General features: G+C 67.9%; 22 protein-coding genes. 12 read left to right on the forward strand and 10 right to left on the reverse strand.

The features are described from left to right. Positions 1-20: 20 nt before the first annotated feature. Positions 21-1,493, reverse strand: a complete 1,473-nt coding sequence (locus GGD82_RS03240; protein ID WP_150061041.1) for an NAD(P)-dependent oxidoreductase — start codon at positions 1,491-1,493, stop codon at positions 21-23. 549 nt (positions 1,494-2,042) lie between these two features. Here GGD82_RS03240 and GGD82_RS03245 point away from each other — a divergent pair. The 4 genes from GGD82_RS03245 to GGD82_RS21325 all read left to right on the forward strand — a co-directional run bounded on the left by GGD82_RS03245 (position 2,043) and on the right by GGD82_RS21325 (position 6,093). Next, the gene (locus GGD82_RS03245; protein WP_150061040.1) at positions 2,043-2,852 is read left to right on the forward strand and encodes an undecaprenyl-diphosphate phosphatase; all 810 of its coding nucleotides are present in this window, start codon (positions 2,043-2,045) and stop codon (positions 2,850-2,852) included. A gap of 64 nt (positions 2,853-2,916) precedes the next feature. After that, entirely contained in the window at positions 2,917-3,726 is an 810-nt protein-coding gene (gene pcaD / locus GGD82_RS03250) for a 3-oxoadipate enol-lactonase (protein ID WP_150061039.1), read from the forward strand. After that, complete coding sequence (gene prmC / locus GGD82_RS03255; RefSeq protein WP_150061038.1) at positions 3,723-4,619, forward strand: peptide chain release factor N(5)-glutamine methyltransferase; 897 nt, start codon at positions 3,723-3,725, stop codon at positions 4,617-4,619. Before pcaD ends, prmC begins: the two co-directional genes overlap by 4 nt. A 574-nt stretch (positions 4,620-5,193) precedes the next feature. Further along, the gene (locus GGD82_RS21325; protein ID WP_150061037.1) at positions 5,194-6,093 is read left to right on the forward strand and encodes a DUF4167 domain-containing protein; all 900 of its coding nucleotides are present in this window, start codon (positions 5,194-5,196) and stop codon (positions 6,091-6,093) included. A 156-nt stretch (positions 6,094-6,249) separates the two neighbouring features. Here GGD82_RS21325 and GGD82_RS03265 read toward each other — a convergent pair whose 3' ends face one another. After that, positions 6,250-6,708: a hypothetical protein gene (locus GGD82_RS03265; RefSeq protein WP_150061036.1), complete on the reverse strand. Its 459-nt coding sequence runs from the start codon at positions 6,706-6,708 to the stop codon at positions 6,250-6,252. After that, on the reverse strand, positions 6,689-7,309 hold the full coding sequence (locus tag GGD82_RS03270) for a gamma-glutamylcyclotransferase (RefSeq protein WP_150061035.1): 621 nt from the start codon (positions 7,307-7,309) through the stop codon (positions 6,689-6,691). The genes GGD82_RS03265 and GGD82_RS03270 overlap by 20 nt, the downstream gene beginning before the upstream one ends. Positions 7,310-7,616: 307 nt before the next feature. Between GGD82_RS03270 and GGD82_RS03275 the strand changes: the two genes are divergently transcribed. Further along, complete coding sequence (locus GGD82_RS03275) at positions 7,617-8,723, forward strand: DUF2125 domain-containing protein (RefSeq protein WP_170284145.1); 1,107 nt, start codon at positions 7,617-7,619, stop codon at positions 8,721-8,723. A 2-nt stretch (positions 8,724-8,725) separates the two neighbouring features. Here GGD82_RS03275 and GGD82_RS03280 read toward each other — a convergent pair whose 3' ends face one another. Then, entirely contained in the window at positions 8,726-9,130 is a 405-nt protein-coding gene (locus tag GGD82_RS03280; RefSeq protein ID WP_150061033.1) for a carboxymuconolactone decarboxylase family protein, read from the reverse strand. Between the two features lie 292 nt (positions 9,131-9,422). On the opposite strand from GGD82_RS03280, the gene GGD82_RS03285 reads away from it, so the two are divergent. Further along, complete coding sequence (locus GGD82_RS03285) at positions 9,423-9,806, forward strand: GcrA family cell cycle regulator (RefSeq protein ID WP_150061032.1); 384 nt, start codon at positions 9,423-9,425, stop codon at positions 9,804-9,806. 9 nt (positions 9,807-9,815) lie between these two features. Here the strand turns inward: GGD82_RS03285 and GGD82_RS03290 are convergent, their stop codons facing one another. Together GGD82_RS03290 and GGD82_RS03295 are read right to left on the reverse strand one after the other, a co-directional pair. Then, on the reverse strand, positions 9,816-10,922 hold the full coding sequence (locus GGD82_RS03290; protein ID WP_150061031.1) for a patatin-like phospholipase family protein: 1,107 nt from the start codon (positions 10,920-10,922) through the stop codon (positions 9,816-9,818). 91 nt (positions 10,923-11,013) lie between these two features. Next, positions 11,014-11,337, reverse strand: coding sequence for a hypothetical protein (locus tag GGD82_RS03295; RefSeq protein WP_150061030.1), 324 nt, complete (start codon positions 11,335-11,337; stop codon positions 11,014-11,016). 156 nt (positions 11,338-11,493) lie between these two features. On the opposite strand from GGD82_RS03295, the gene GGD82_RS03300 reads away from it, so the two are divergent. Both GGD82_RS03300 and GGD82_RS03305 read left to right on the forward strand, forming a co-directional pair. Further along, the gene (locus tag GGD82_RS03300) at positions 11,494-12,030 is read left to right on the forward strand and encodes an Lrp/AsnC family transcriptional regulator (protein ID WP_150061029.1); all 537 of its coding nucleotides are present in this window, start codon (positions 11,494-11,496) and stop codon (positions 12,028-12,030) included. An 85-nt stretch (positions 12,031-12,115) separates the two neighbouring features. Next, the gene (locus tag GGD82_RS03305; protein ID WP_150061028.1) at positions 12,116-12,496 is read left to right on the forward strand and encodes a DUF2237 family protein; all 381 of its coding nucleotides are present in this window, start codon (positions 12,116-12,118) and stop codon (positions 12,494-12,496) included. A gap of 94 nt (positions 12,497-12,590) precedes the next feature. On the opposite strand, the gene GGD82_RS21535 is transcribed toward GGD82_RS03305, so the two are convergent. Both GGD82_RS21535 and GGD82_RS20965 read right to left on the reverse strand, forming a co-directional pair. Further along, the gene (locus GGD82_RS21535) at positions 12,591-12,842 is read right to left on the reverse strand and encodes a hypothetical protein (RefSeq protein ID WP_170284144.1); all 252 of its coding nucleotides are present in this window, start codon (positions 12,840-12,842) and stop codon (positions 12,591-12,593) included. A 383-nt stretch (positions 12,843-13,225) separates the two neighbouring features. Next, positions 13,226-13,417: a TM2 domain-containing protein gene (locus tag GGD82_RS20965; RefSeq protein ID WP_246163705.1), complete on the reverse strand. Its 192-nt coding sequence runs from the start codon at positions 13,415-13,417 to the stop codon at positions 13,226-13,228. 525 nt (positions 13,418-13,942) lie between these two features. Between GGD82_RS20965 and GGD82_RS03320 the strand changes: the two genes are divergently transcribed. Both GGD82_RS03320 and fliP read left to right on the forward strand, forming a co-directional pair. Further along, positions 13,943-14,314 carry a FliO/MopB family protein gene (locus GGD82_RS03320; RefSeq protein ID WP_150061025.1) on the forward strand — a complete coding sequence of 124 codons (372 nt, stop codon included), beginning with the start codon at positions 13,943-13,945 and terminating at the stop codon, positions 14,312-14,314. After that, positions 14,311-15,096, forward strand: a complete 786-nt coding sequence (gene fliP, locus GGD82_RS03325) for a flagellar type III secretion system pore protein FliP (protein WP_246163704.1) — start codon at positions 14,311-14,313, stop codon at positions 15,094-15,096. The genes GGD82_RS03320 and fliP overlap by 4 nt, the downstream gene beginning before the upstream one ends. A 43-nt stretch (positions 15,097-15,139) precedes the next feature. Here fliP and GGD82_RS03330 read toward each other — a convergent pair whose 3' ends face one another. Together GGD82_RS03330 and GGD82_RS03335 are read right to left on the reverse strand one after the other, a co-directional pair. Next, the gene (locus GGD82_RS03330) at positions 15,140-16,438 is read right to left on the reverse strand and encodes a PAS domain-containing sensor histidine kinase (protein ID WP_170284143.1); all 1,299 of its coding nucleotides are present in this window, start codon (positions 16,436-16,438) and stop codon (positions 15,140-15,142) included. A gap of 192 nt (positions 16,439-16,630) precedes the next feature. Beyond that, entirely contained in the window at positions 16,631-18,922 is a 2,292-nt protein-coding gene (locus GGD82_RS03335; RefSeq protein WP_150061023.1) for an intermembrane phospholipid transport protein YdbH family protein, read from the reverse strand. Between the two features lie 110 nt (positions 18,923-19,032). On the opposite strand from GGD82_RS03335, the gene GGD82_RS03340 reads away from it, so the two are divergent. Both GGD82_RS03340 and hrpB read left to right on the forward strand, forming a co-directional pair. Continuing rightward, positions 19,033-19,608 (forward strand): Panacea domain-containing protein, encoded by a 576-nt coding sequence (locus GGD82_RS03340; protein ID WP_150061022.1) that lies wholly within the window; start codon positions 19,033-19,035, stop codon positions 19,606-19,608. A gap of 7 nt (positions 19,609-19,615) precedes the next feature. Next, positions 19,616-22,195 carry an ATP-dependent helicase HrpB gene (gene hrpB / locus GGD82_RS03345; RefSeq protein ID WP_150061021.1) on the forward strand — a complete coding sequence of 860 codons (2,580 nt, stop codon included), beginning with the start codon at positions 19,616-19,618 and terminating at the stop codon, positions 22,193-22,195. The last annotated feature ends 28 nt before the right edge of the window (positions 22,196-22,223 follow it).

The following is a 22,223-nucleotide window of genomic DNA, read 5'->3' on the forward strand; positions in this document are numbered from 1 at the left end:
GTCCAGGCTCCCGGCGGGGATCAGGAGGCCAGAGCCATGCCCGATCCACCGGATACCGCATCCCCGGCCCCGCCGGCCTTGGCCTGGATGTAATCGTGGATGCCGACGGCGGCGTCGCGGCCGTCCCGAACCGCCCAGACCACCAGGGAGGCCCCACGCACGATGTCACCGGCCGCGAACACGCCCTCGGCCGAGGTCATCATGGTGTGGGGATCCACGGTCAGCGTGCCCCAGCGGGTCACCGGCAGGTCCGGCGCGCCGAACAGCGTCGGCAAATCCTCGGGCTCGAAGCCCAGGGCGGAAATCACCATCTCCGCCGGCATGCGGAACTGGCTGCCCTCAATCGGGGTCGGCGTCTGGCGGCCGGTGGCGTCGGCGATGCCCAGGTGCATGCGCACGGCCTGTACCTCGCTGGCCGAACCATTGGCGTCCAACACCGCCTCGGGCGCCGACAGCCACACGAACTCGACCCCTTCCTCGATGGCGTTGGAGACCTCGCGCTGCGAGCCCGGCATGTTGGCGCGATCGCGGCGGTACAGGCACTTCACCGAGGCCGCACCCTGGCGGATCGCGGTGCGCAGGCAGTCCATCGCGGTGTCGCCGCCGCCGATCACGACGACGTTCTTGCCCTTGGCGTCCAATTCACCCGAGTCGAACTCGGGCACGGCATCGCCGAGGCCAAGACGGTTGGAGGCGGTCAGGTAGGACAGCGCGGGCAAAACGCCCGGCAGGCCCGCCCCGGGCACCGTGAGCGCGCGGGCCTTGTAGACCCCGGTGGCGATCAGCACGGCGTCGTGGCGGTCGCGGATCTCCGCCAGGGTGGCGTCGCGCCCGACCTCGAAGTTCAGCTTGATCTTGACCCCGGCCTCGGCCAACAGCGCGGCCCGGCGCTCCACAATGTGCTTTTCCAGCTTGAAGCCGGGAATACCGTAGATGAGCAGACCGCCGGCGCGGTCATGACGGTCGTACAGGGTCACCTGATAGCCGTACTTGCGCAGTTGTTCGGCCGCCGCCATGCCCCCCGGGCCGGCGCCGATGATCCCGATGGATTGCGGGCGTTCCCGATTCGGCTGCACGGGCTGCACCCAGCCGTTGTCCCAGGCTGTGTCGGTAATGTACTTTTCGACCGCGCCGATGGTCACCGTGCCGTGCTTCGACTGCTCCAGCACGCAGGAGCCCTCGCACAGGCGGTCCTGCGGGCAGATGCGGCCGCAGATCTCGGGCATGTTGTTGGTCGCGGAGGACACGGCGTACGCCTCCTCCAGGCGGCCCTGCGCCGTGAGGAGGAGCCAGTCAGGGATATTGTTCTGCAGGGGGCAGTGCACCTGACAGTACGGAATGCCGCACTGTTCGCAGCGCGAGGCCTGATCCGACGCCCGATCCGGCGCGAACCCGCTGTAGATCTCTTCGAAATCCTGGCGGCGGTCGTCCGCGTCCCGCTTGTCCGGCATGGTTCCGGTCAGACGGGTGAACTGCATCATCTTCCGCCCCATGGCGGCCCTCCCTCACGCGATCCTAGGTTTGGATATCGCCCGTACCCTTTGCGTGGTCGCAACGCGCGTCGGGCCGATGGCCCGACCTTTTTTGCGGTCCGACCCGCTAGCCCTCGTCCGCGCCCGGTTCCTTGAGCGTCGACGTTGGCCGGGCTCGAGGTTGGCCGGGGCGGTCGCGCCGCCCCCGATACGGGTCTTTCTGATACGCGCGGCCTCGCCGGATCACAAGCGAAAACGACAAATAGGTCACAACTTCTGACCTATTTTTTTGATCACTTACACGCTAGCGACCGCGGACACGCGGCAGCCCCGTGTCCCAGGCGAGATTTAGTTAGCCGCGGGGTACTAATTTGCGCCGGAAGCCGACCGCTGAAAACGGCCCACATTCCGTTCCTATTTTGGACGCGCGGCTCTAAATAGAGGACGGCGGGGCCGACGTCAGGCGCCCAAAAACAGGGTCCGACCGCGAATCCTGTGCGAGGCGATCGGCTCTAGGCCCGTCCTGGGCCTCGTGGTATAAGGAAACCACAACATTTCGCAGGGGACACCGTGGTAACGCTTCATTTAGTAGTGCTCGCCCTGGTGCAGGGCATTACGGAATTCCTGCCGATCAGTTCGTCGGGCCACCTTGCCCTCGTTCCAATGCTGACCGATTGGCCCGACCAGGGCCTCAAGATCGATGTTGCCGTGCATGTCGGCACCCTGGGGGCCGTGCTGCTGTACTTCTGGCGCGACGTCTGGCTCATGATCTGCGGGCTGGCGCAACTGGTCACGGGCCGGTTCGGTCCCGGGGCGCGGCTGATCGCCCATCTGATCGTCGCCACCATTCCCGTGGTCATCGCGGGTGTCCTTCTCAAGGATATCATCGAAACGCAGTTTCGCACCCTCGAAGTGATCGCCTGGGCCACCCTGGGCTTTGGTTTATTGCTCGGGCTGGCGGATCACGTCGGCATGACGGTCCGCCGCATCGATCACATGCGCTTCGGCGACGCCCTGTTCCTCGGCCTGCTCCAGGCCCTGGCGCTGATCCCCGGCACCAGTCGGTCCGGCATCACCATGACGGGCGCCCGCCTGCTCGGCTATGAGCGGCCGGACGCCGCGCACTTCTCCATGCTGATGTCGATCCCCACGATTATCGCGGCTGGGGTGCTGATCGGCATTGACCTATACCGCCTGAACGACTGGGCGGTAACGGAGGAAGCCCTCACGGCCGCCGGCCTCGCGCTGGTTTCGGCGCTGATCGCCATCGCCGCCCTCATGACGTGGTTGCGGTACGCCGGTTTCCTGGCCTTTGTGGTCTACCGGGTGTTGCTCGGGCTGTTCCTCCTCGGCATCGTGTACGGCGTGTACGCGGTCTGACGCTTCCCGCGCACGACCCTGAAAGAGACCCTGTAGATCCACGCGAAACCGAGGACCCTTCATCATGCTGTTCGCGCCCCAGCCCGCCCCCCGTGCCGGCCTGCACTATCGTTTGTCCGGCACCTACGGTGCGCCCTGGCTGGTCTTTGTCCACGCCCTTGCCACGGATATGCGCCTGTGGGACCCGGTGATCGAACGCATCGGCGGCCGATTCCGCGTCCTCACCTGGGACCTGCGCGGCCACGGCCTGTCGGATACCCCGGCCGGCCCGTGGAGCATCACGGATTTGGCCGATGATCTGCTGGCGCTGACCGACTACCTGCGGATCGAGCGGTTCGCCCTCTGCGGTATCTCGGTCGGCGGCCAGGTCGCCCTCGACGTTGCGCTTCAGGCGCCGGAGCGCCTCGACGCCGTCGTCTTCTCCAACACCGGCCTGAAGATCGGCAATGCCGAGGGTTGGGCGGAGCGGATCGCCACAGCCACCACCCACGGCATGACCGCGGTGGCGGATGGAAACATTGAGCGATGGTTCACCGACTCGTTCCGCGCCGACCCGGCGCGCCTGACGCCCTGGCGAACCATGGTGACGCGCTCGCCGGTGGAGGGGTTCACCAACACTGCGGCCGCCCTCCGCGATGCGGACTACACCGGGCGGGCGGCATCAATCCGCGTGCCCAGTCTGGTCATCGGTGCGGAACACGACACCAGCACGCCCCCCGATCTGGCCCGCACCGTCGCCGCCACGGTGCCGGACGCCCGGCTGGAGATCATGGACGGCGTCGCGCACCTGCCCAACGTTCAGGACCCGGACGCCTACGCGGTGCTGCTGAACACCTTCATCCCGGAGGTCGCCCGCCGGACCCGCCCGGCATGATCGCCACCGACTCCGGCTCCATCGCGGCCGCGCTCGCGGCGGCCACCGCGCGCCTGGAGGCCGCCGGCGTGCCGGACGCCCGCTTCGATGCCCGCCTGCTGGCGGCGCATGCCCTGGACCTGCCGTCGCCCGGGGCACTAACGGTGCGCGGTTCGGATCCGATGCCGGACGCGGCCGCTCGTCGCCTGGAAGCCCTGCTCGACCGGCGCGCCGCGCGGGAACCGGTCGGACGCATCCTGGGGCGGCGGGGCTTCTGGACCCTGGATCTCGCGCTGGGACCCGAAACGCTCGAACCCCGGCCGGATACCGAAACCGTGGTCACGGCGGTGCTCGACCGCCTGCCCGATCCAGAGGTCCCGCTATCGGTGCTGGATCTCGGCACGGGAACCGGCGCGATCCTGCTAGCGCTGCTGGCCGAGTGCCGGCACGCCGACGGACTCGGCCTCGACATCGCGCCCGGCGCCGTGGCGGCGGCGGCGGACAACGCGGAACGCAACGGCCTTTCGGCGCGGGCCCGCTTCCAGGTTTCGGACTGGCGCGATGGCTTGACCGAAGCCCCCGGCCCTTACGACATCATCGTCTCCAACCCGCCCTACATCGCGACGGCGGAGCTTGCCACGCTGGCCCCCGAGGTGCGGGCCCACGATCCGGTCCAGGCCCTGGATGGCGGTTCGGACGGGCTGGACGCCTATCGCGTTTTGGTTCCCCTGGCCGCGAGTCGGCTGCATCCCGGCGGATGGCTCGCCGTTGAAGTCGGCGCCGGACAGGCCGAGACGGTTGCGGACCTGATGCGCGCCGCCGGGCTTGAAAACAGGGCGGCGGTCCCCGACCTAACAGGGACCGCCCGTTGCGTCATAGGCGCCCGACCCGGAAAAAAGCGTACTGGTCCGTGAAAAAAGGGCTTGGAAACGCGGGGCGTTCGCCCTACGGTCTCGACAACGGGCCTGCGGGCCGGCCATGACCCTCCTGACGCGCGACACATCGGATGCGGGACTCGGGTAAACCGATCCAACATCGCTCGGAATGCGTCGCAAGCTGGGTCCACGCCGACCCCGAGACAGGCGAAGCGGACCCCCAGCATATCGTCGGGCCTTGGCCGCCCGTGTCGGGCTGGGCTAACGAGGTTCTCGCGTGTGAACCACGGAGAAAGCCCGAGGACGAGTTCGGGGGCGGATTCCTCGGGGCCTTCAATGGAGGACGCCGCAGTGCGTTGCGCCGAAGTCGCCGTGATGGGCGATGGGCGGAGCGTGGGCTGGTCGGTGCACGGCCACGGCCTCCGAACGTGTGTTACAGCGATGACGCGACGACAACATGAAACCCCGGAGGTCCTCCATGAGAGGCCCGGTGGGTGAAGGCACAGGGTGGCATGGTCCATCGCACGTATGGCCCGCCCCGTTTTCACCGGTCTTTGTTGGAGCACGATGGTGCTCGACGTGAACCTGTTCTCCATTTGACTTAGACGGACTCATGAAACAAGGCTCGAATACCAGGGGACGTCCCCGCGGCCGCGTCGGCGGTGGCGGAAGCGGCGGCAAGCGGACACCCAACCGGAACCAAACGTTCGACAGCAACGGGCCCGGCATGCGCCTGCGCGGCAATGCCATGCAGCTGGTCGAAAAATACACCGGTCTGGCGCGCGACGCTGGATCCCAGGGTGATCGGGTTCTGTCGGAAAATTACTTGCAGCATGCCGACCACTACTATCGTGTCTATCTGGCGCTGACCGGGCAGACCGATGGCTTGCGACCCGGCACCCAGGGTCCGAATCGCACGCCGTTCGGCTCTGGTGGTCCGGACGATGGATACGGCGCGGACCCCCAGACTCTCCGTCGTCCGGGCGATGGCGACGGAAGCTATGAGGGCACGGACGACGACGGCGGTGCTGAGTCCGCGCCGCGCGGCAATGGTCGTGACGGGGGTCGTGACGGAAGCCGCGAGAGCGGTCGGGAAGGCGGACGGGACCGAAACCGACGCAGCAATGGCGCGGATCGGTCCGCCCCGGCACCGTCCGCGAGCCCGGCCCCTTCGGCCAGTGAGGACAACGTGCCTCAGGCTAACGACGGCGCGGGCGAGACCGAGTCCGAGGATGGGTCGGCGCGCGCCGAAAGCGCTCCGCCACCCCGTCGGCGCGCGCCGCGCCGATCGTCCCGCTCCACGGCAGCACGGGACACCGCCAGCGAAGAGGGCGCGGCGGACGAAAACGGCAGTTCCGAAGAAGCCGCGCCAGCCACTCCGCGCCGGGGTCGCCGGCCGTCGACGCGGCGCGCTGCGTCAGCCAACACGACCGCAGGCTCGGATGGCGAGTCCTCCAACGCCAGCGAGAACTCGTCCAGCGAGAACTCTTCGAGCGAGGCCCAAACGGCCTGAGGTCGCTGACCACGAACGAACACGGACCGAAGAACGCCCCGGCCCATCCCGTATGACCCGCCCGCAATCCGCGGCGCCGTCCGAGGGAAGCAAAGCCGGGGCGTTTTTTTGCGTTTCTGTCGTGGAGGCGTGATCCTGGATCGCTTGGACGGGCCCCTATTTTTTAGGCTTCGGTGAAATCATCACCATGAACGGAATCTCGCCGTGGGCGAGACGCAACGCCCCCAGGGCCGTGACCACCTTCAGATCGCGGTTCTTGAATGCCGAATAGATCTCGTAGCCGACGTCTTCCTTCGGCAGTTCGACGTGGTCGACGTGCTCCATAAAGGTGGCGATCAGTTCCATGCGCGGGCGATCGAACAGCGCCTCGTCGGCCTCGAATTCGTAAGTCGCTTCTGGCCCTTCCGCGGCATCCAGCATCTGAGCCATATAGGTAATGGTGCCCATGGCGGTGACGTATCCTCTCTCGCTTAGCGCCCGGGGATGCCGCCCCGAGCCGCCCGTCCAATGTCCGGGGCACGGCACCCGGGTCGGGTACGGTAGGCCAAGACCCGCGCGCGACCAACGCGATTGGCGCGCATCCGACCAGTCTTCATCAAAGCGCAACAGGATCATCCGGGACATCCGGGCGGCGGCGACCGTCCACCCATTCCAGCAGATCGTGCATGTGTCCGTCGCGGATGCCCAGTTCGTCCAGATGCGTCACCGTGCTGGCCAGATAATCGCGCGCCGATCCGCGCGGTCCGACCCCTTGGCGCAGCAGCCGGATCCGCTCGTCGAGGCCGAAATGCCCGGCGTACTGATCATGCCCAGGATCGGCGACGTAGGTATGCGCCTCTACCCGACGCCCGTCGTTCAAGCGCAGCGGGAGGCACCGTGGTATATAGGCGTAGGTCGTCATCTCCCGCTCATGCAGATAAGCACTAACCTCCGCCCAGAGGGCCGGCGCCACCCGATAGGCGATTCCCCGGCACGAGCCCCGTCCCCGCAGCCCCAGCACCAGACCAGGCTTCTCCGGGGTCCCGCGATACCGCAGCGACAGAATGCACATGTCCCGGTGATAGCCGTGCAGCAGGGCCGGGCGCCGCTCCTCAAACAAAAATCCCGGATTCCACATCAACGAGCCGTACCCGAACACCCAATGCTCTGGCGCAGTCTCGTTTTGGCTGTCCTGGTCCCCGGTCTCGTGCACGCGGAACTGGTCCCCGTCGGTCATGATGTCTCCCGTATGTGGCGCTGACCCCGGCGCACGCCGCCCGGTATCTCGAATACCCGGTGCGGCCGCGCCTTCTGGTCGTGTATACCAGTTCCGGGGAGCCGGCACCAAAGGCACGGCCGAGAACCGGAGGTCCACCATGCGCCCCGCGCGTACCACTGCACGTCCCGCATCCACCGCCCGTCCCGCATCCGCGAAGGCCGCGCGGCGGTCATCCCGGCCGGGCCGGGAGACCGACGATCCGAAGCTCCCGCCGTCACCACCCGACCCGCCACACCGCAAGCGCCGCCGCACGTCCCGGTGGGCGGTGGCGGTCCTGCTCCTCGGCATCCTCATGCTCGCCTACGGCACCGCATGGCTTTACACGGGATTGATGGTCAAGCGCGGTCTGGAAGGCTGGGTTGCACAGCAACGCGCCCAAGGGTTGGACGTGACCTATGAAACGGCGCGGGTCGGCGGCTTTCCGCTGGCGGTATCGGCCACCCTCAGCGACGTCTCGGCGCAGGCTTCGCCGGACCGCGGGGGATGGTCCTGGCGGACGCCGACGCTGCGCGTGGATGTCGCGCCGTGGGCGCCGGCAGACGTCCGGTTCGTTCTGCACCTTGCGCCGCACGAGGTTGTCGTGCCCCGCCCCGGCGGCCCGCTTCGTCTGAGCGCGCGTGCCGACGAAGCCGAGGCCACCGTGACCCTGGACCGCTCTGGGCCACCCGATGCGCTCCACGTGATGATCCGGGATGCCGTCATCGACTCGCCAGCCTGGCCGAACGACCCGGCGACACTGGATGCCCTGAACCTGGACTATGACCATGTCGGCGTGTTCGATCTGGCACCGGCCGACGCTTCGGATACGGTGACCGCCTCGCTCTCAGGGCTGCACCTACCCGCCGCGCTGCACGGCCCGTTTTCAAGCGACCTCGCGGACGCAGCGGTCGACGCCACGGTCATGGGCCCGTTGCCCCGGGATCGTTCGTTGGACGAGGCCCTGCGCGCCTGGACCGACGCCGACGGCGCGTTGCGGCTGAACCGGCTTGCGGTGACGTGGGACCCCTTGTCGCTCGAATCGTCCGGGACGCTGAAGCTGGACACCGCCCTTCAGCCGGAGGGCGCGATGAACGCTCGCATCTCGGGCTTCATGCCGGCCATCGACGCCCTGCAACGGCAGGGGTTGGTGCGCGGCCGCGATGCCACCATGGCCAAGGTCTTGCTGGGCACCATGGCCCGCCGGGGTCCCGACGGCACGCCGCGCCTCGACGTCCCGGTGGTGGTGCGGAACGGCGCGCTGTGGGCGGGCCCTGTCAAAATGATGCCGCTGCCTCGCATGCCCTGGGGGCCTCCGGAGGGCAGTCTCGGTGCCGTCGGCGTGCGGCCGGGCTTCAATGTCGACCGGGAGGGCTCTGTAGTCCCACGGGAATGAAGTCAGCCCTGTGCGCGGTAGATGTCGTCCACCGGCACGTCGATCGCGCTCAGCAGGGCGTTGAGCCGCGAGGCCGTGCCGACCACGCGCAGCAGATCGGCGTATTCCTCGGGAGTCATGCCCTTGTTTCTCGCGGCGGCGGTGTGCGAATGGGTGCAGTAGCCGCACCCGTTCGCGATCGAGACGGCGACATACAGCATTTCCTTCGTCTTCGGATCAAGCGCGGAGGGTGTGCCCATGACCGCCTTGATGTCGGCCCAGGCACTTTCGAGCAATCCCGGATCGAACGCGAGGTAGCGCCAAACGTTGTTGATGTAATCGGTGCCCCGCGCCTGCCGGATGTCGTCAAAGACGGCTTTGACGCGCGGATCGGATTCCGGATCGGCGGGGGGCGCAACGGTGGCCATGGTTCGGAAACTCCTGGTTTGGGCAGACGCGATGCCATGATACCCTGGACCGTCGGTTGAACAAGGTTCGCCCGGGCGCCTGGGTGTGGTGCGTTTGATTTTGGTGCGCTTAGCGCCCGACACGGGACCCATTTCGCAAGAGGGCCGCTTGGCAATGGCCTTCGCCCCCGGACGGATGATATGTTGGTCCGTTCAAAGGGACCGGTCGATCCCGACGACCTTAGCGAGAAGACGACTTACCAATACATGATGCGCCGGAGGGGCGCAGGTTTCGGTGGAGGACTGTGCCGTCATGACCGATGTGTGGACCGATGAACGGGTCGAGGAACTGAAGCGCCTGTGGGGGGAAGGCCTGACCACCGGCGAAATCGGCAAGGCCCTCGGCGTGTCCAAGAACGCCGTCGTCGGAAAGGCGCACCGGCTGGGGCTCAAGGGGCGGCCATCGCCGATCAAGCGCGTGAAGCAGGCCAAACCGAAGGCGGAGCCCAAGATCCGCTCGGTGATCGACCTGTCGGCCCACACCTGCCGCTGGCCGATCGGTGACCCGCGCGAGCCCGGCTTCCATTTCTGTGGAAAGCCGGCCATTCCCGGCAAGCCATACTGCCATGAACACGCGGCGATTGCGTACGTGAACTCCTCCAGCCGGGGCAGCAATAAGGACGAGGACGCCGCCTGACGGCTTGGCTCACGTCTCCGTGCCGGGACCGACGGCCCCCGGCGCGGGGCCAACGGCCCCATGCGCCCCCAGATAGTCGTGGTGCAGATTGACGGTAGAGCCTACCCCCACCGCATCGAGGTGCGCCTGCATCCAGGCATCGGCGGCCGCGCGGCCCCGATCGCGCAGGTCGCACAAGAACTCCCAGTCCGTGTTGAATTTGCTGGCGACGGACAGGTCGCACATGACGTGATCAGCCCGGATGGCGTGGAAGCGGACCCGGCGCAGCTTGCCCTTATGTTCCTCATCCAGCCAGTCCTCTTCGATCAGTTTCTGCACGAAGGCGATCGCCCGCATCTCGCCCAGAAGCGGACTGTTGAAGCTGATTTCATTGACGCGATTCATGATGTCGGAGGCGCTGCGCGGCACCTCCGCCCGCTCGACCGGGTTGATGTTCACAATCAGAACGTCGTCCGTTCCGGTGTAATAATAAAAAGGAAACAGGGACGGGTTGCCCATGTAGCCGCCGTCCCAATAGGCCTCCCCGTCGATGTCCACCGCCTTGAACAGGAACGGCAGGCAGGCGGAGGCCATGACCACATCCGCCGACATTTCCGGTGCGGTGAAGACCCGCACCCGGCCAGAGCGGACGTTGGTCGCACTGATGAACAGCCGGGTGCATTCGCAGCGCACCAGCGCGTCGAAATCCACCGTGCGTTCCAGAACGTCGCGGAGCGGGTTGAAGTCGAAGGGGTTGAGCACATAGGGCGACACTGCCCGGGTCAGCGCGTCGAACATCATGTAGAGCGGCGACCGGTCCATGTTCCACGAACCGTCCCACTGCTCCCACGGCAACATGCGCACCGGCGCATACAACTGACCCGCCCGGCTGACCTCCGACCAGAAGTCGTGCAAAGCCGCGCGCGCGCCCTCCGGCCCGCCCGTCATCTTTCCATAGGCATAGACCACCGCGTTCATCGACCCGGCGCTGGTGCCGGATAGGCCGTCGATCACGAGGCGGCCGTCCTCCAGAATGCGGTCGAGGACACCCCAAGTGAACGCACCGTGCGCGCCTCCCCCCTGAAGCGCCACGTTGATCGGTCGCGCGTTCGTTGCGCTGGTATCCGTCGCTGCCATCGTTGCCCCTTCCCGTCGCCGTCACGCACCAATCCCACACACGATGTGGGCGCGCGTCCAGCGCGATGCCAGGGCACGGGAACCCAGGCCGTCAGAGATCCAGCCGGCGCACCGACCAGACCACGGGCCACGTGGCGATCCGGGCCGCCAAATGCGCGGCCTCCTGCGGACCGGAGAGCGTGACGGTCAAGGCGATCCATTGCCCGGACGGATCGCACTCGAGCGGAGCCGTCGCCAGATGGTCCGGCACCCGCGAACGCCGCGCCAACTCGGAGACAAGCCGGGTCAGAAGATTCGGGTCGCGCGCGCCTTCGATACGGCAGATCAACCGCCCGGGATGCGGCGCGGCGGCATGGTGGGGAGCATCGTCGGGCAGGGCCGAGGGGCGGTCCAGGACGGCGGCGGAATCAAACATGGGTCGCATCCAAAACAGCGGGTGAGCCAGAATCGGACTCTATCCCCGGACGGGCAAAATGAGCTGCCAAAGTTTTCCCATTATGTCCGGCCCCAAGAAATTCAAGACGCGACAGGCGGGAGTTCCAAGCATATCCTTCTGTCGGAGGTGATGCTGATGACCACCCGTGACCCCGTACCGGACTCGCCGGCCCGTCCGCCCCCCGCCCGTCCGCCCCTCGACGCCATCGACCGACGTATCCTGCGCACGCTGTTCACGGACGGCCGCATCAGCAACGCCGATCTCGCAGCCCGCGTGGGCCTGTCGCCCAGCCCCTGCTGGAAACGTGTCCGCGCCCTGGAAACCCGCGGGTTCATTCGCGGATACGGCGCCCGCCTGAACCGGGACGCCCTCGGCTTTCCCGAAACCGTCATCATCAACGTGACCCTCGAAAGCCACAACGAGGATACACTCGCACGCTTTGGTGAAGTGCTCGCCGGCATCCCTGAGGTGATGGAGGCGTTTCTCGTCACCGGCGACTACGACTATCTGATTCGGGTGGCGGTGGCCGGCACACGCCACTACGAGACGTTTCTGCGCGACACGCTGTACAAGATTCCGGGCATCCGCCATTCCCGCTCCAGCTTTGTTCTGCGGGAGCTGAAGACGGAAACCTCGCTGCTGGACGCGTCGGCGGATGCCGCTCCACGCTGAGCCGCGAAGGACGGCGTCCGCGCCAGAACGATCCGGGCACCGCCTCGGCGCGTAAGCCTGGCACTGAAACGGGAGGTCCGATCCGATGCCACATAAGAAAACCGCACCGCGAAATGTGCTCGGTACCCGTCTGGAGCCTTGCTCCCTACGCCCCCTGACCGGTTTCTTTCGCGACGGATGCTGCAACACCAGCGCGGACGACGTCGGATCGCACACCGTGTGCGCCGTCATGACCCTGGAGTTCCTGGAGTTCAGCCGGCGGGCGGGAAACGACCTGGTGGCCCCGCGCCCCGACGCCGGATTTCCCGGCCTGCAACAAGGCGATCGCTGGTGCGTGTGCGCCACACGCTGGCTGGAAGCGTTCGAGGTCGGGATGGCGCCCCCGGTCGTGCTGGAGGCCACCCACGAGCGCGCGTTGGAGGTTCTGGAACTCCAGGAGTTGAAGGCGTACCGCGCCAAGGTTTAGGCCGCGACGGGGCCTCGTCCCGCCCCGTCGCGCATGTGGGCGCCGATCCGCGGCTCTGCGCGGTCCGTCGTGTTGGGTCAGGTCTGGGTCCGGGTCACGTCTGGGTCGGCGTCCGGATCAGACGGCCCTGCCCGTCCCGCTGCTTCCCAACGATGAGCACGAAAAACACGTAGGTCGTGTGAATGACGTCGATGAGCAAAACGAACAGAGCGAATGGGCTATTGAAGGCCAACAGCACACAGAACACCACGACCAATAAAACATCCAAAAAGCCGTGCAAGTGATTCCCGATGTAAAAATGATGAACACCCAAAACGCCGAAGACGCCGCAGAGGGCGACGGCCACGCCATAGCTCTTGGGGCTCGCCACTTCCTCGTCGGATCCCACTCCAGCGCGAGCCAGACCGCAGCGCGGACAGCGCGGCGCTGTGAAGGCGATGCGCTGTCCGCACCCGGCGCAGAACGCGAACGCGGCGCCAGGGTCGGGAGTCGGGCCGGACGCCGGCGCGTCAGCGGCGGGTGGTTGCCACGATGTCATGTCCATGCTCTCCGCTCATGGTGGTCCACCAAAGAACGCGATCGGCCATAGAACGGTTTCCTCCGTTCTATGGCCGCGGCCGCTTTGCAGCCCGGGTGCGATCACACCGGCCGGGCAACGCCTGAACGCCGTTCATGCGTCGGCCGGTCTCACACGTCCCGGAAAGCGCCGTCACGTTCGGGGGCTCGCCCTCACCGCTTCAGCGGAAGGCCGTCGCGATCCTTGAACGACCCGACGATGATCATGATCAGGTCGATCAGCGTCCAGATCCCCAGAGCCCCGAGGGTCACAAGCATCAGGATGCCGGTTCCGATCTTACCCACGTAGAATCGGTGAAAGCCGAACGAGCCGAAGAAAAAGCACAGCAGCGCGGCCGCCACCATCGTCTTTTCCGAGGTCCTTGCAGCAGCGCCCGTGTTCGGCGCCCCGCACTTCGGGCACGCGGGTGCCGTTCCCGCCATTTTCTGTCCACAGGTCGTACAATGAACCATACCGCCCATCGCGCCCGAACCCGCGTCGTTGGTTCCCGTCGCAGGAACCAAAGTCGAATCGGCCTGTTCCGAAGCCATCATCATTCCCTTTAGATGTCAAAACCCACGTGATCGCTCTCGTCGTGTTGGCGCCGATCAAACCGTGGCCGCGCCTTGGCACGGCCTGCCGCCATAACCAACACCATGCGATCACATATGCGTCGTTCGTTTACACTCCCAGACCGGCCCCGACGATTGTCCCCTGGACCCAACGGCTGGCCCAACGCCCACAGCGCAAACCAACCAGGTGGGTGCGATACCCCCCACGCAAACGCGCGGGCCCGCTGGTCGTTAAGTGTAATTTAGGCCCTTCGGTGTTAGCAACCGCAAGACACAGCGCCGTGTTCGGAAGTTTCAGGGCCACGGGATCGGCACACAATGGACATGGACAGTTACACCCGCTTTGCGCTCTCCCTGATCCTGGTCCTCGGGATGATTTTCATCGTCGCGGCGGGATTGCGACGGTTCGGCCCCACGGGTCCCGGCCTGCGGACCGGGCGCGGTTCGACGCGGCGGCTGCGCGTCGTCGAGGCGACCATGGTGGACGCGCGGCGACGCCTGATGCTGGTCCGCTGCGACGATACGGAGCACCTGTTGTTGATTGGCGGAACGCACGACCTCGTTGTCGCCTCGGGCCTTGCGGTCCCCGCCGCCCCTCCTCCCATACCGGATAGCCCGCCCCCCTCTGCCGCGCCCACAGGACCCGCGTTCCGGAGCCTGCTGGACCGGGTGTCCGGGGGCCGCCCATGACCACGCACCGTGCAATGACCAACCGCCCGGGTTGGGTTTTCGGGGCTCTCGCCGCCGTCCTGATGGCCCTGATCGTGGCGTTGATCCCGCATCCCGGATTCGCCCAGCAGCTCAACATCGATCTGGGCAACGGCGACGGCACGATTACCGGCCGCGTGGTTCAGCTTGTCGGGCTCATCACGGTGCTGTCGGTGGCGCCCGGGATCCTGCTGATGACCACATCCTTCACGCGGATCGTGGTTGTCCTATCGATCCTCCGGCACGCCATGGGCACTCAGACGACTCCGCCAACCATGGTGCTGATCGGGCTGGCGATGTTCATGACGGTGTTCATCATGGCGCCGACGTTCAATCAGGCCTGGGACGAGGGCATCGCTCCCCTGGTGAACGAGCAGATCGACGAGATTGAGGCCTTCGACCGGGCATCCGCGCCGTTCCGCGACTTCATGCTGCGCCATACCCGCGGCAAGGACCTGGAGTTGATGCTGAACCTGTCCGACGCCCCGCCGGAGACCTCGGCGGAAACCGCGTCGCTGGCGGTGATCGTGCCCGCGTTCGTCATCAGCGAGCTGCGGCGGGCGTTTGAAATCGGATTCCTGATCTATGTGCCGTTCGTCATCATCGACATGGTGATTGCCTCGGTTCTCATGTCGATGGGCATGATGATGCTGCCGCCGATGATGCTGTCCTTGCCGTTCAAGCTGGTGTTTTTCGTGCTGGTGGACGGCTGGTATCTGGTCGTCGGCAGTCTCGTGGAAAGCTTCGGGGAAGGCGCCGGATAGCGCCGCCCCGCGGGGGCGGGATTGGGGCCGGGGGGCGGCGCTTTTACGCAGCGACAAGCCGGAGAATGACGGTCGAGCCCTCGCCTTCGACACTCTCCACGGCGATGGATCCGCCTTGACGATCCATCAGTTCCTTGCAGATGACAAGCCCCATGCCGGTGCCGCTCTCGCCTGAGGTGCCCCGCGACGAGGGCCGACCGCCGAGCGCAAACAGCCCGGGAAGGCGATCGGCGGGAATGCCCACCCCGCTGTCCCGGATGCGCAGCACCACGGTCCGTTCCTCGTCGCCGACCGCACTCGACAACGCGATGGTATCGCCCGGACGGGTGAATTTGATGGCGTTGCTGATGACGTTCCGCACCACGGTGTCCAGCATCCGCGGATCCGCATAGGCGTGCAGGGGCGCCATGCCCTCCGTGCGGAAGCTTACGCCTTTCGCCTGCGCCGCCAGTTGGTACCGCGACAGATTGGTCTGCACCAACTCGACCAGGTCCACGGCCCCGGGATCGAACACGACGCGATCGAGTTGGATTCGCGACCAGTCGAGCAGGTCCTCCAGCAGCTTGAAGGCCTCCGTCGCGGCGCGATGCAGAAGGGCGCCGTACTCCTGGACCTTCTCCGGGGGCAGAGTGCCCCCCTGCGTCGCCAAAAGCTCCGAGAACCCCAACAGTGGATTGAAGGGGCTTTTCAGATCATGCGCGACGATCGAAAAAAACTTGTCTTTTTGGGCGTTGAGTTCTTCCAGGTGGGCGCGGGCATCCTCAACGGTTTCCGCCAGCGTCACGAGTTCCTCAGCCTGCGCTTCCAACCTCTGTTCCTTGTCGCGCAGGTCGTTGATCTGGCAGCCGAGTTCGCGGGTTTGGCGGGCGAGTTCCTCCTCCGCCCGCTTGAGCGCGGTCACATCCGTGTGCGCCCCAATCATCCGAACGGGTTCCCCGCGCGCGTTCCGGATCACGAGGCCGCGGCAGCGGACCCAAATGGTATGCCCATCACGATGGCGGTACCGCACGATCTGATCATAGGGATGATTCGGATCGGCCTTGTGCTTTTCCAGGTTGTCGAGCACATGCGCCAAGTCGTCCGGATGGATATTGGCCTGCCACCACGCCGGGGTGTTCTCCATCTCATGATCCGCGTAGCCGAACAGCTCTTTGAAGCGCGGGCTCAGCCACTCCTCGGTCATGCCGACCATGTCCCAATACCAGATCCCGTCCAGCGATCCGTTCTGGAGAAACTCGAAAATACCCGGCTCGTCGCGCACAAGGGCGTACAACTCGTCCTTGAGCCAATGCGAGCCCCCCTTCTGGGCTTGGTCCCCGTCAGCCGTGGACAGGTATGACATGCGGGATACCCCTATCCTGTCGACGTTCGGTCCTAGGCCTCGGCGCCGGGCGCGCCGCCACCCGCCATTCTGGACTGTTTGTTCTAGAATCATCTAGGCGCTGCATGTAGGGGGGCGCCATCCCACGCACAACCACCTGCCTTTGAAAGGTCAGAATCTGCCCCGACACCCGATATTACCGCGCCAGACACGTTAACGAAGCCCCAGGGCCTTCAACCTGTCCACTATTCTTCTCGGGATCGTATAACCTTGCAAGCTTTCTCCAATCAGCCGTGTGAGCGGGCCTTCCAGGTTCAAGTTCAATTGGAACGGATAGCCATCGAGGACTGCCGCATTGGCGCCGTCAAGACTCAGGGTCAGCGCCATGGTGTCGGCCGTGCTGCCCGCGACATCCATGGACAACGCCGTATAACGGAAGTCCTCCAGGGCGCGGCGGGCTAGGTCCACACCTGTGCCGGCCTCGGCGCCGCCCGGCAGCGCCCCCCCCCGATACTGCACCACACCCGGTCCGGTTGCGGCCAACCGACCGGCATCGATCCGCACGGCGCCCGGCGTAATCACCATCGGCACGGTGCCGTCCACCCGCCCCGACACGGTCAGATCGTCGATCGGAGTCATGGCGGCGAGCTGTCCAAGGTCCAGGCCCTGAACCGTCAACGTCAACGGCACGCGGTCGAACCCCGCAAGCGGCACGCGCGCCCCGTCGGTCACGATGGTACCGCCGGCCAGGGCCATGCTGGCCTCTTCCACGACGAAGGCCCCGGCGCCATCCAGACGGTAGCGGATCACGACATCGGTGAAGGGCAGCCCCATCTCCAACCCGGCGGCCACCAGTTCCTGGCTGGGACTCCGGAGCGGACTGAGGCCGGTCAGCCGCGCCACCCCGTTCAGGCGTCGCAGCGCCGTGGTGCCGTAGGCGGCATCCACGTCGGCCAGTCCGAACGACAGGTCCGGCCGCAGTGCGCCCCCGTCGGTACGGTCCACGGTGCCCTCAATCGCGACGGTCCCCGCCGAGGCCGACAGGTCCGCCAGGGCCGCGTGCAACTGCCAGGGCTGCACCCCCCCATCGCCGAGAGTCAGCGGCGCACCCCGGACCGACAGGTGCGCGTTGCGGGCATCCGCCGTCGCCCAACCACGCAGGGTGACCAGATGATCGCGCAGCGGCGCCCCCAAGTCGGCCGTGACCCGCAGGCGGCCCGGCTGTTCCGGATCGGGTGCAAGCTGCCCCTGAACGCGCAGGGGGCGCAGCGGATGGCCGGCGATGCTGTCGGTGCCGGCTTCACCGGGAAGGTGTGGCACCTGAAAGGCCAGTGTCGCGGTCGGCCCCTCCGGACGCAGGGTCGCATCCACGGTCGCATCTCGGGCAACCGCCGCCCCGCTTTGGACACGCGAGGCCGCCGCGACCAGCGTCAACGGCGCCTCGTTGCTCCACGGCACCGGCCCGGCAAGGTGCACGCGGTCCAGGTCGGCCTCGACCGTGCCCGAGACCGAAAACGGCGCCAGGGTGACATCCAGATCCGCCCGGGGCGTTCCGGGGCCGGCCAGATCAACAGCCACGGTCTGGTCCGCGTCCTCGGCCAGCACGAGCGTGAGAGCCGATCCGCCGTTCCACACGGACCCGAAAGCCGGCTCGGTCAGGATCACCTCGCCCGTGTCCAACGCCACGTCGATCCGGTCGGGGCTGGCCCGGAGCCGCCCGGACGCCGCCACCGTAGCGCCCGACAGACGCGCGTCAGGCACCGCAACGTCTTTGGCTTCGCCCGTCAGTGTGAGCGGCCCCGATAGAACCCCATCGTCCACGCTCAGGCGCGGACTTATGATCCGCACCGAAGGGATTGTGGCCGTTCCCGGCATCAGGCCGCCGACGTCTGTTCCCTCGAACACGACGTTGGTCAGTGCTCCCGCCAGCCCGGCCCATAGCGTCAGGGTGGCGTCCGTTTCGGCCCGGACCGTCCCCTCGGGCACCTCAAGCGACAGACGCGCATCCCTAACCTCGAGAGTCCGGATCGGCAGCGCCACCGCACCGCCCGCCCCGGAATCGCCGTCGCCCTCTCCACCTGACAGCCAGGGGGTCAGCGGTCCGGCGTCCAGGCCCGTTTCGGGATCCCAGGGGGCCCGCACCGCCACACCCTCAGCCTCGATGCGCTCCACTCCCAGCAGAGAGGGCACCACAAACAACCGGCGCGCCTGGAACCGGCCGTCGGCCAGCGCGACGTCCGTGATCACGAGGCCGTCCGTCTCAACGGTCTGCACGGTCAGGGCCACCGGCCCGAGCCCGGCACGGTCCAACGCCAGCCGCGCGATCCCATCGACCACCGGCACGCGCTGGGTCCAGAACGCCGCCCCCAAAGCCATCAGCAGCACGGGCACGACCAGAACGTCGCGCGCCACCATGCGCCAAAGCGGCGGCCGCCGGTGGCGCGGGCGGGGAGAGGGTTCCGACGGCTCCGACGGGTCTGAAACGGGGTCCGGTGCGGTGGTCATACAGGCTCCCTCGACAATACGGATCGGGTGCAGTGTAACCGAGCCCGACGGGCATGGCATCGCCCGGCCCGGCTGCGCTACCATGGACCGGTGTTAAGGAGCCGCCGCCCATGGGCCATCCGCCGCTGACCGATTCCGCGTTCGACGCCGCCTTCTGGCTGCTCGACCGGGCCTTGGACGACAACGAATACCTCAATCCGCGCAAACTGCACCGGCTGCTCTATCTGGCGCAGGCGTACTATGCCGTCGCCAACGCCGGGCATAGCCTGATGCCGGCCACCTTCGTCGCGGATCCGGACGGCCCGCTGGAGCCGACGCTGTTCCGGGCCTTCGCCTACAGCCGGCCCCGCATCGACCTGCAGCCCATCCCGGACCGGGGCAAACAGCTCCTGGACTCGATCTGGCGACGGTTCGGCGCCCATTCGACCGATCATCTGACCAAGGCCCTGAAGCGGCATGCACCCTACGCCGACGCCTATGCCCAGGCGCCCCGGACGGTGATCGAGGTTGCCGCCCTGGTCGCGTTCTATGGCCGGGCCGAGCGACCGGAACAAGGCATCGGCGCCCTGACCAGCCAGGGCGCGCCGCATATCGAGCAGGTGCTGCGCCCCCGCGTCATGCGATCGCAGTCGGGCCGGCCCGTCAGCGTCCACCAGTGGCGGCCGCGCACGCTGAAGGACCAATGACCCGGCCATGCCCGCCGTGACCGCTCGCCCCTTGCCCGTGGACGATGCCCTGCCCGCTCTGACGGCGGCGCTGGCGACTGGCCCCAACGCAGTCCTTTTGGCCCCCCCGGGCGCGGGCAAGACCACCCGTGTTCCGCTGGCCCTGCTCGACGCGCCCTGGCTGGCGCCGGACCACCGCCTTGTCGTGCTGGAGCCGCGCCGCATGGCCGCGCGGGCGGCGGCGCGCTTCATGGCCGCGTCCCTGGGCGAAACGGTGGGGGAGACGGTCGGCTACCGCGTGCGCCTCGACAGCGCGGTCGGGCCGCGCACCCGGATCGAGGTGGTGACCGAGGGCATTCTGACCCGCCGCCTTCAGGACGACCCGGGGCTGGAGGGCGTCGGTGGCGTCATCCTGGACGAATTCCATGAGCGGTCGTTGCAGGGGGATTTAGGCCTCGCCCTGTGCCTGGACAGCCAGGGCGCGCTGCGCCCGGACCTGCGCCTGCTGGTCATGTCCGCAACGCTGGACGGCGCGCCGGTCGCCCGCCTGATGGGCGACGCCCCATTGGACGCCCCAGGGGACGCCCCGGTGGACGCCCCGGTGGACGCCCCGGTGATCGAAAGCGCGGGGCGGCAGTATCCCGTCGCGATCCATCATCATCCCGCGCCGCCGGACACCCGTGACGGCGTGGTGGAGGCCGTGACGGCGCGGGCGCGGGCCGTTCTGGCGGACGATCCCGGCGACATCCTGGTGTTCCTGCCCGGCGAGAGAGAGATCGGCGCCGTGGCGTCCCGGCTGAGCGGACTGCCCGACGGCGTGGACGTGTTGCCGCTGTATGGCGCCTTGCCCGCCGCGCGCCAGGACGCCGCGTTGCGGCCCGCGCCGGAGGGGCGGCGCAAGATCGTGCTCGCCACCAACATCGCGGAGACCAGCCTGACGATCGAGGGGGTGCGCGCCGTGATCGACAGCGGTCTTGCCCGCGTGCCTCGGTTCGACCCGGGCAGCGGCCTGACCCGGCTGGAAACGGCGCGAATCTCCCAGGCCTCCGCCGACCAGCGCGCCGGCCGCGCCGGGCGCCTCGGCCCGGGCGTCTGCCACCGGCTGTGGCCGAAAGCCGCCCATGGCGCCTTACGGCCCTTCACGCCGCCCGAAATTGCCGAGGCCGATCTGGCGCTGCTGGTTCTGGAGCTTGCCGCCTGGGGCGTGACCGATCCGGCCGCGCTGCGCTGGCTGGACCCGCCGCCGGCCGGCCCGTGGGCGGCGGCCTGCGAGCTTCTGCGGGGGTTGGCCGCCCTCGACGACGCCGGACGGATCACGACACACGGCCGCGCGCTGGCCCGGCTACCCCTGCACCCCCGCCTCGCCCACATGGTGATCGTGGGCCGCGAGCGCGGGCTCGGCGGACTGGCCGCCGACATCGCCGCGCTGCTGTCGGAGCGGGATCTGCTGGTCAGCGCCCCGGGGGCACGCGAGGCCGACCTCCGTCCTCGGCTGGACGTCATCCAGGGCCGCGCACCGAAGGACCAGGCCCACCCCGGCGCGCTTCAGCGCGTGCGGGAGGGCGCCCGCCAGATCCGACGTCTGGCGCGCGTGGATGCGACAGCCGGATCGACGGAGACCGACGCCGGGGCCCTGCTCGCCCTCGCCTATCCCGACCGGATCGGACAACGCCGCACGGGTGGCGCCCCGGGCCGGTTCCGCCTGTCCGGTGGGCGTGGGGTGACGGTGGACGAGGCCGATCCCTTGGCCGGCGTGGACTGGCTCGCGGTCGCCGATATCGCCGACCGGCCGGGCGCGGAGGGCCGGGTGCGCCTGGCCGCACCGCTGGCGGACTCGGCGGTTCGATCCGGAGAGATCCGGCCGATTGCGACCGAAGACGCCATCGCATGGTCGCGCCGGGAGCAGGCCGTGCGGGCCCGGCGGCGAACCACGCTGGGCGCCCTGGTGTTGACGGAGGCCCCGTTGCCCGCCCCCGACACGGCCGCCGTCACCGCGGCCTTGCTGGAGGGCGTCCGCGACCTGGGCCTTGAGGTGCTGCCCTGGACGCCGACCCTACGGCGTTGGCGCACGCGCGTACGCTTCCTGCACCATACCGACGGCCCGGACGCCGGGTGGCCGGACCTGTCGGACGACGCCCTGCTGGCGACGCTGGAGGATTGGCTGGCGCCGTTCGTCGCCGGCATGACCCGGCGCGCACACCTGGACCGGGTCGACCTGATGGCGGCGCTGTCCACATCCCTGCCCTGGGACAAGGCGCGTGAGCTGGATGCCCGCGCGCCGTCCCATCTGGTCGTGCCCACCGGATCCCGGCTGGCGCTGGACTACGACGACCCGGAGGGGCCGGCGCTGGCCGTGCGCGTGCAGGAGCTGTTCGGCCTCGATACCCACCCCACGCTCGCCGGGGGGCGCGTGCCGGTGGTCCTGCGCCTGTTGTCGCCGGCGCGCCGACCGGTGCAGATCACCCGCGACCTGCCCGGGTTCTGGCGCGGCGCCTGGGCCGACGTACGCAAGGACATGCGGGGCCGCTACCCCAAGCATCCCTGGCCCGAGGACCCCACCGTCGCGCGGCCCACGACGCGGACGAAGGCCGCCAGCGGCGGAGCCTGACCACCACCGCCCCCTATCGTACGGAGCC

This window comes from Roseospira marina, from assembly GCF_014197855.1.
In the GTDB taxonomy this organism is placed as follows: Bacteria; Pseudomonadota; Alphaproteobacteria; order Rhodospirillales; family Rhodospirillaceae; genus Rhodospira; species Rhodospira marina.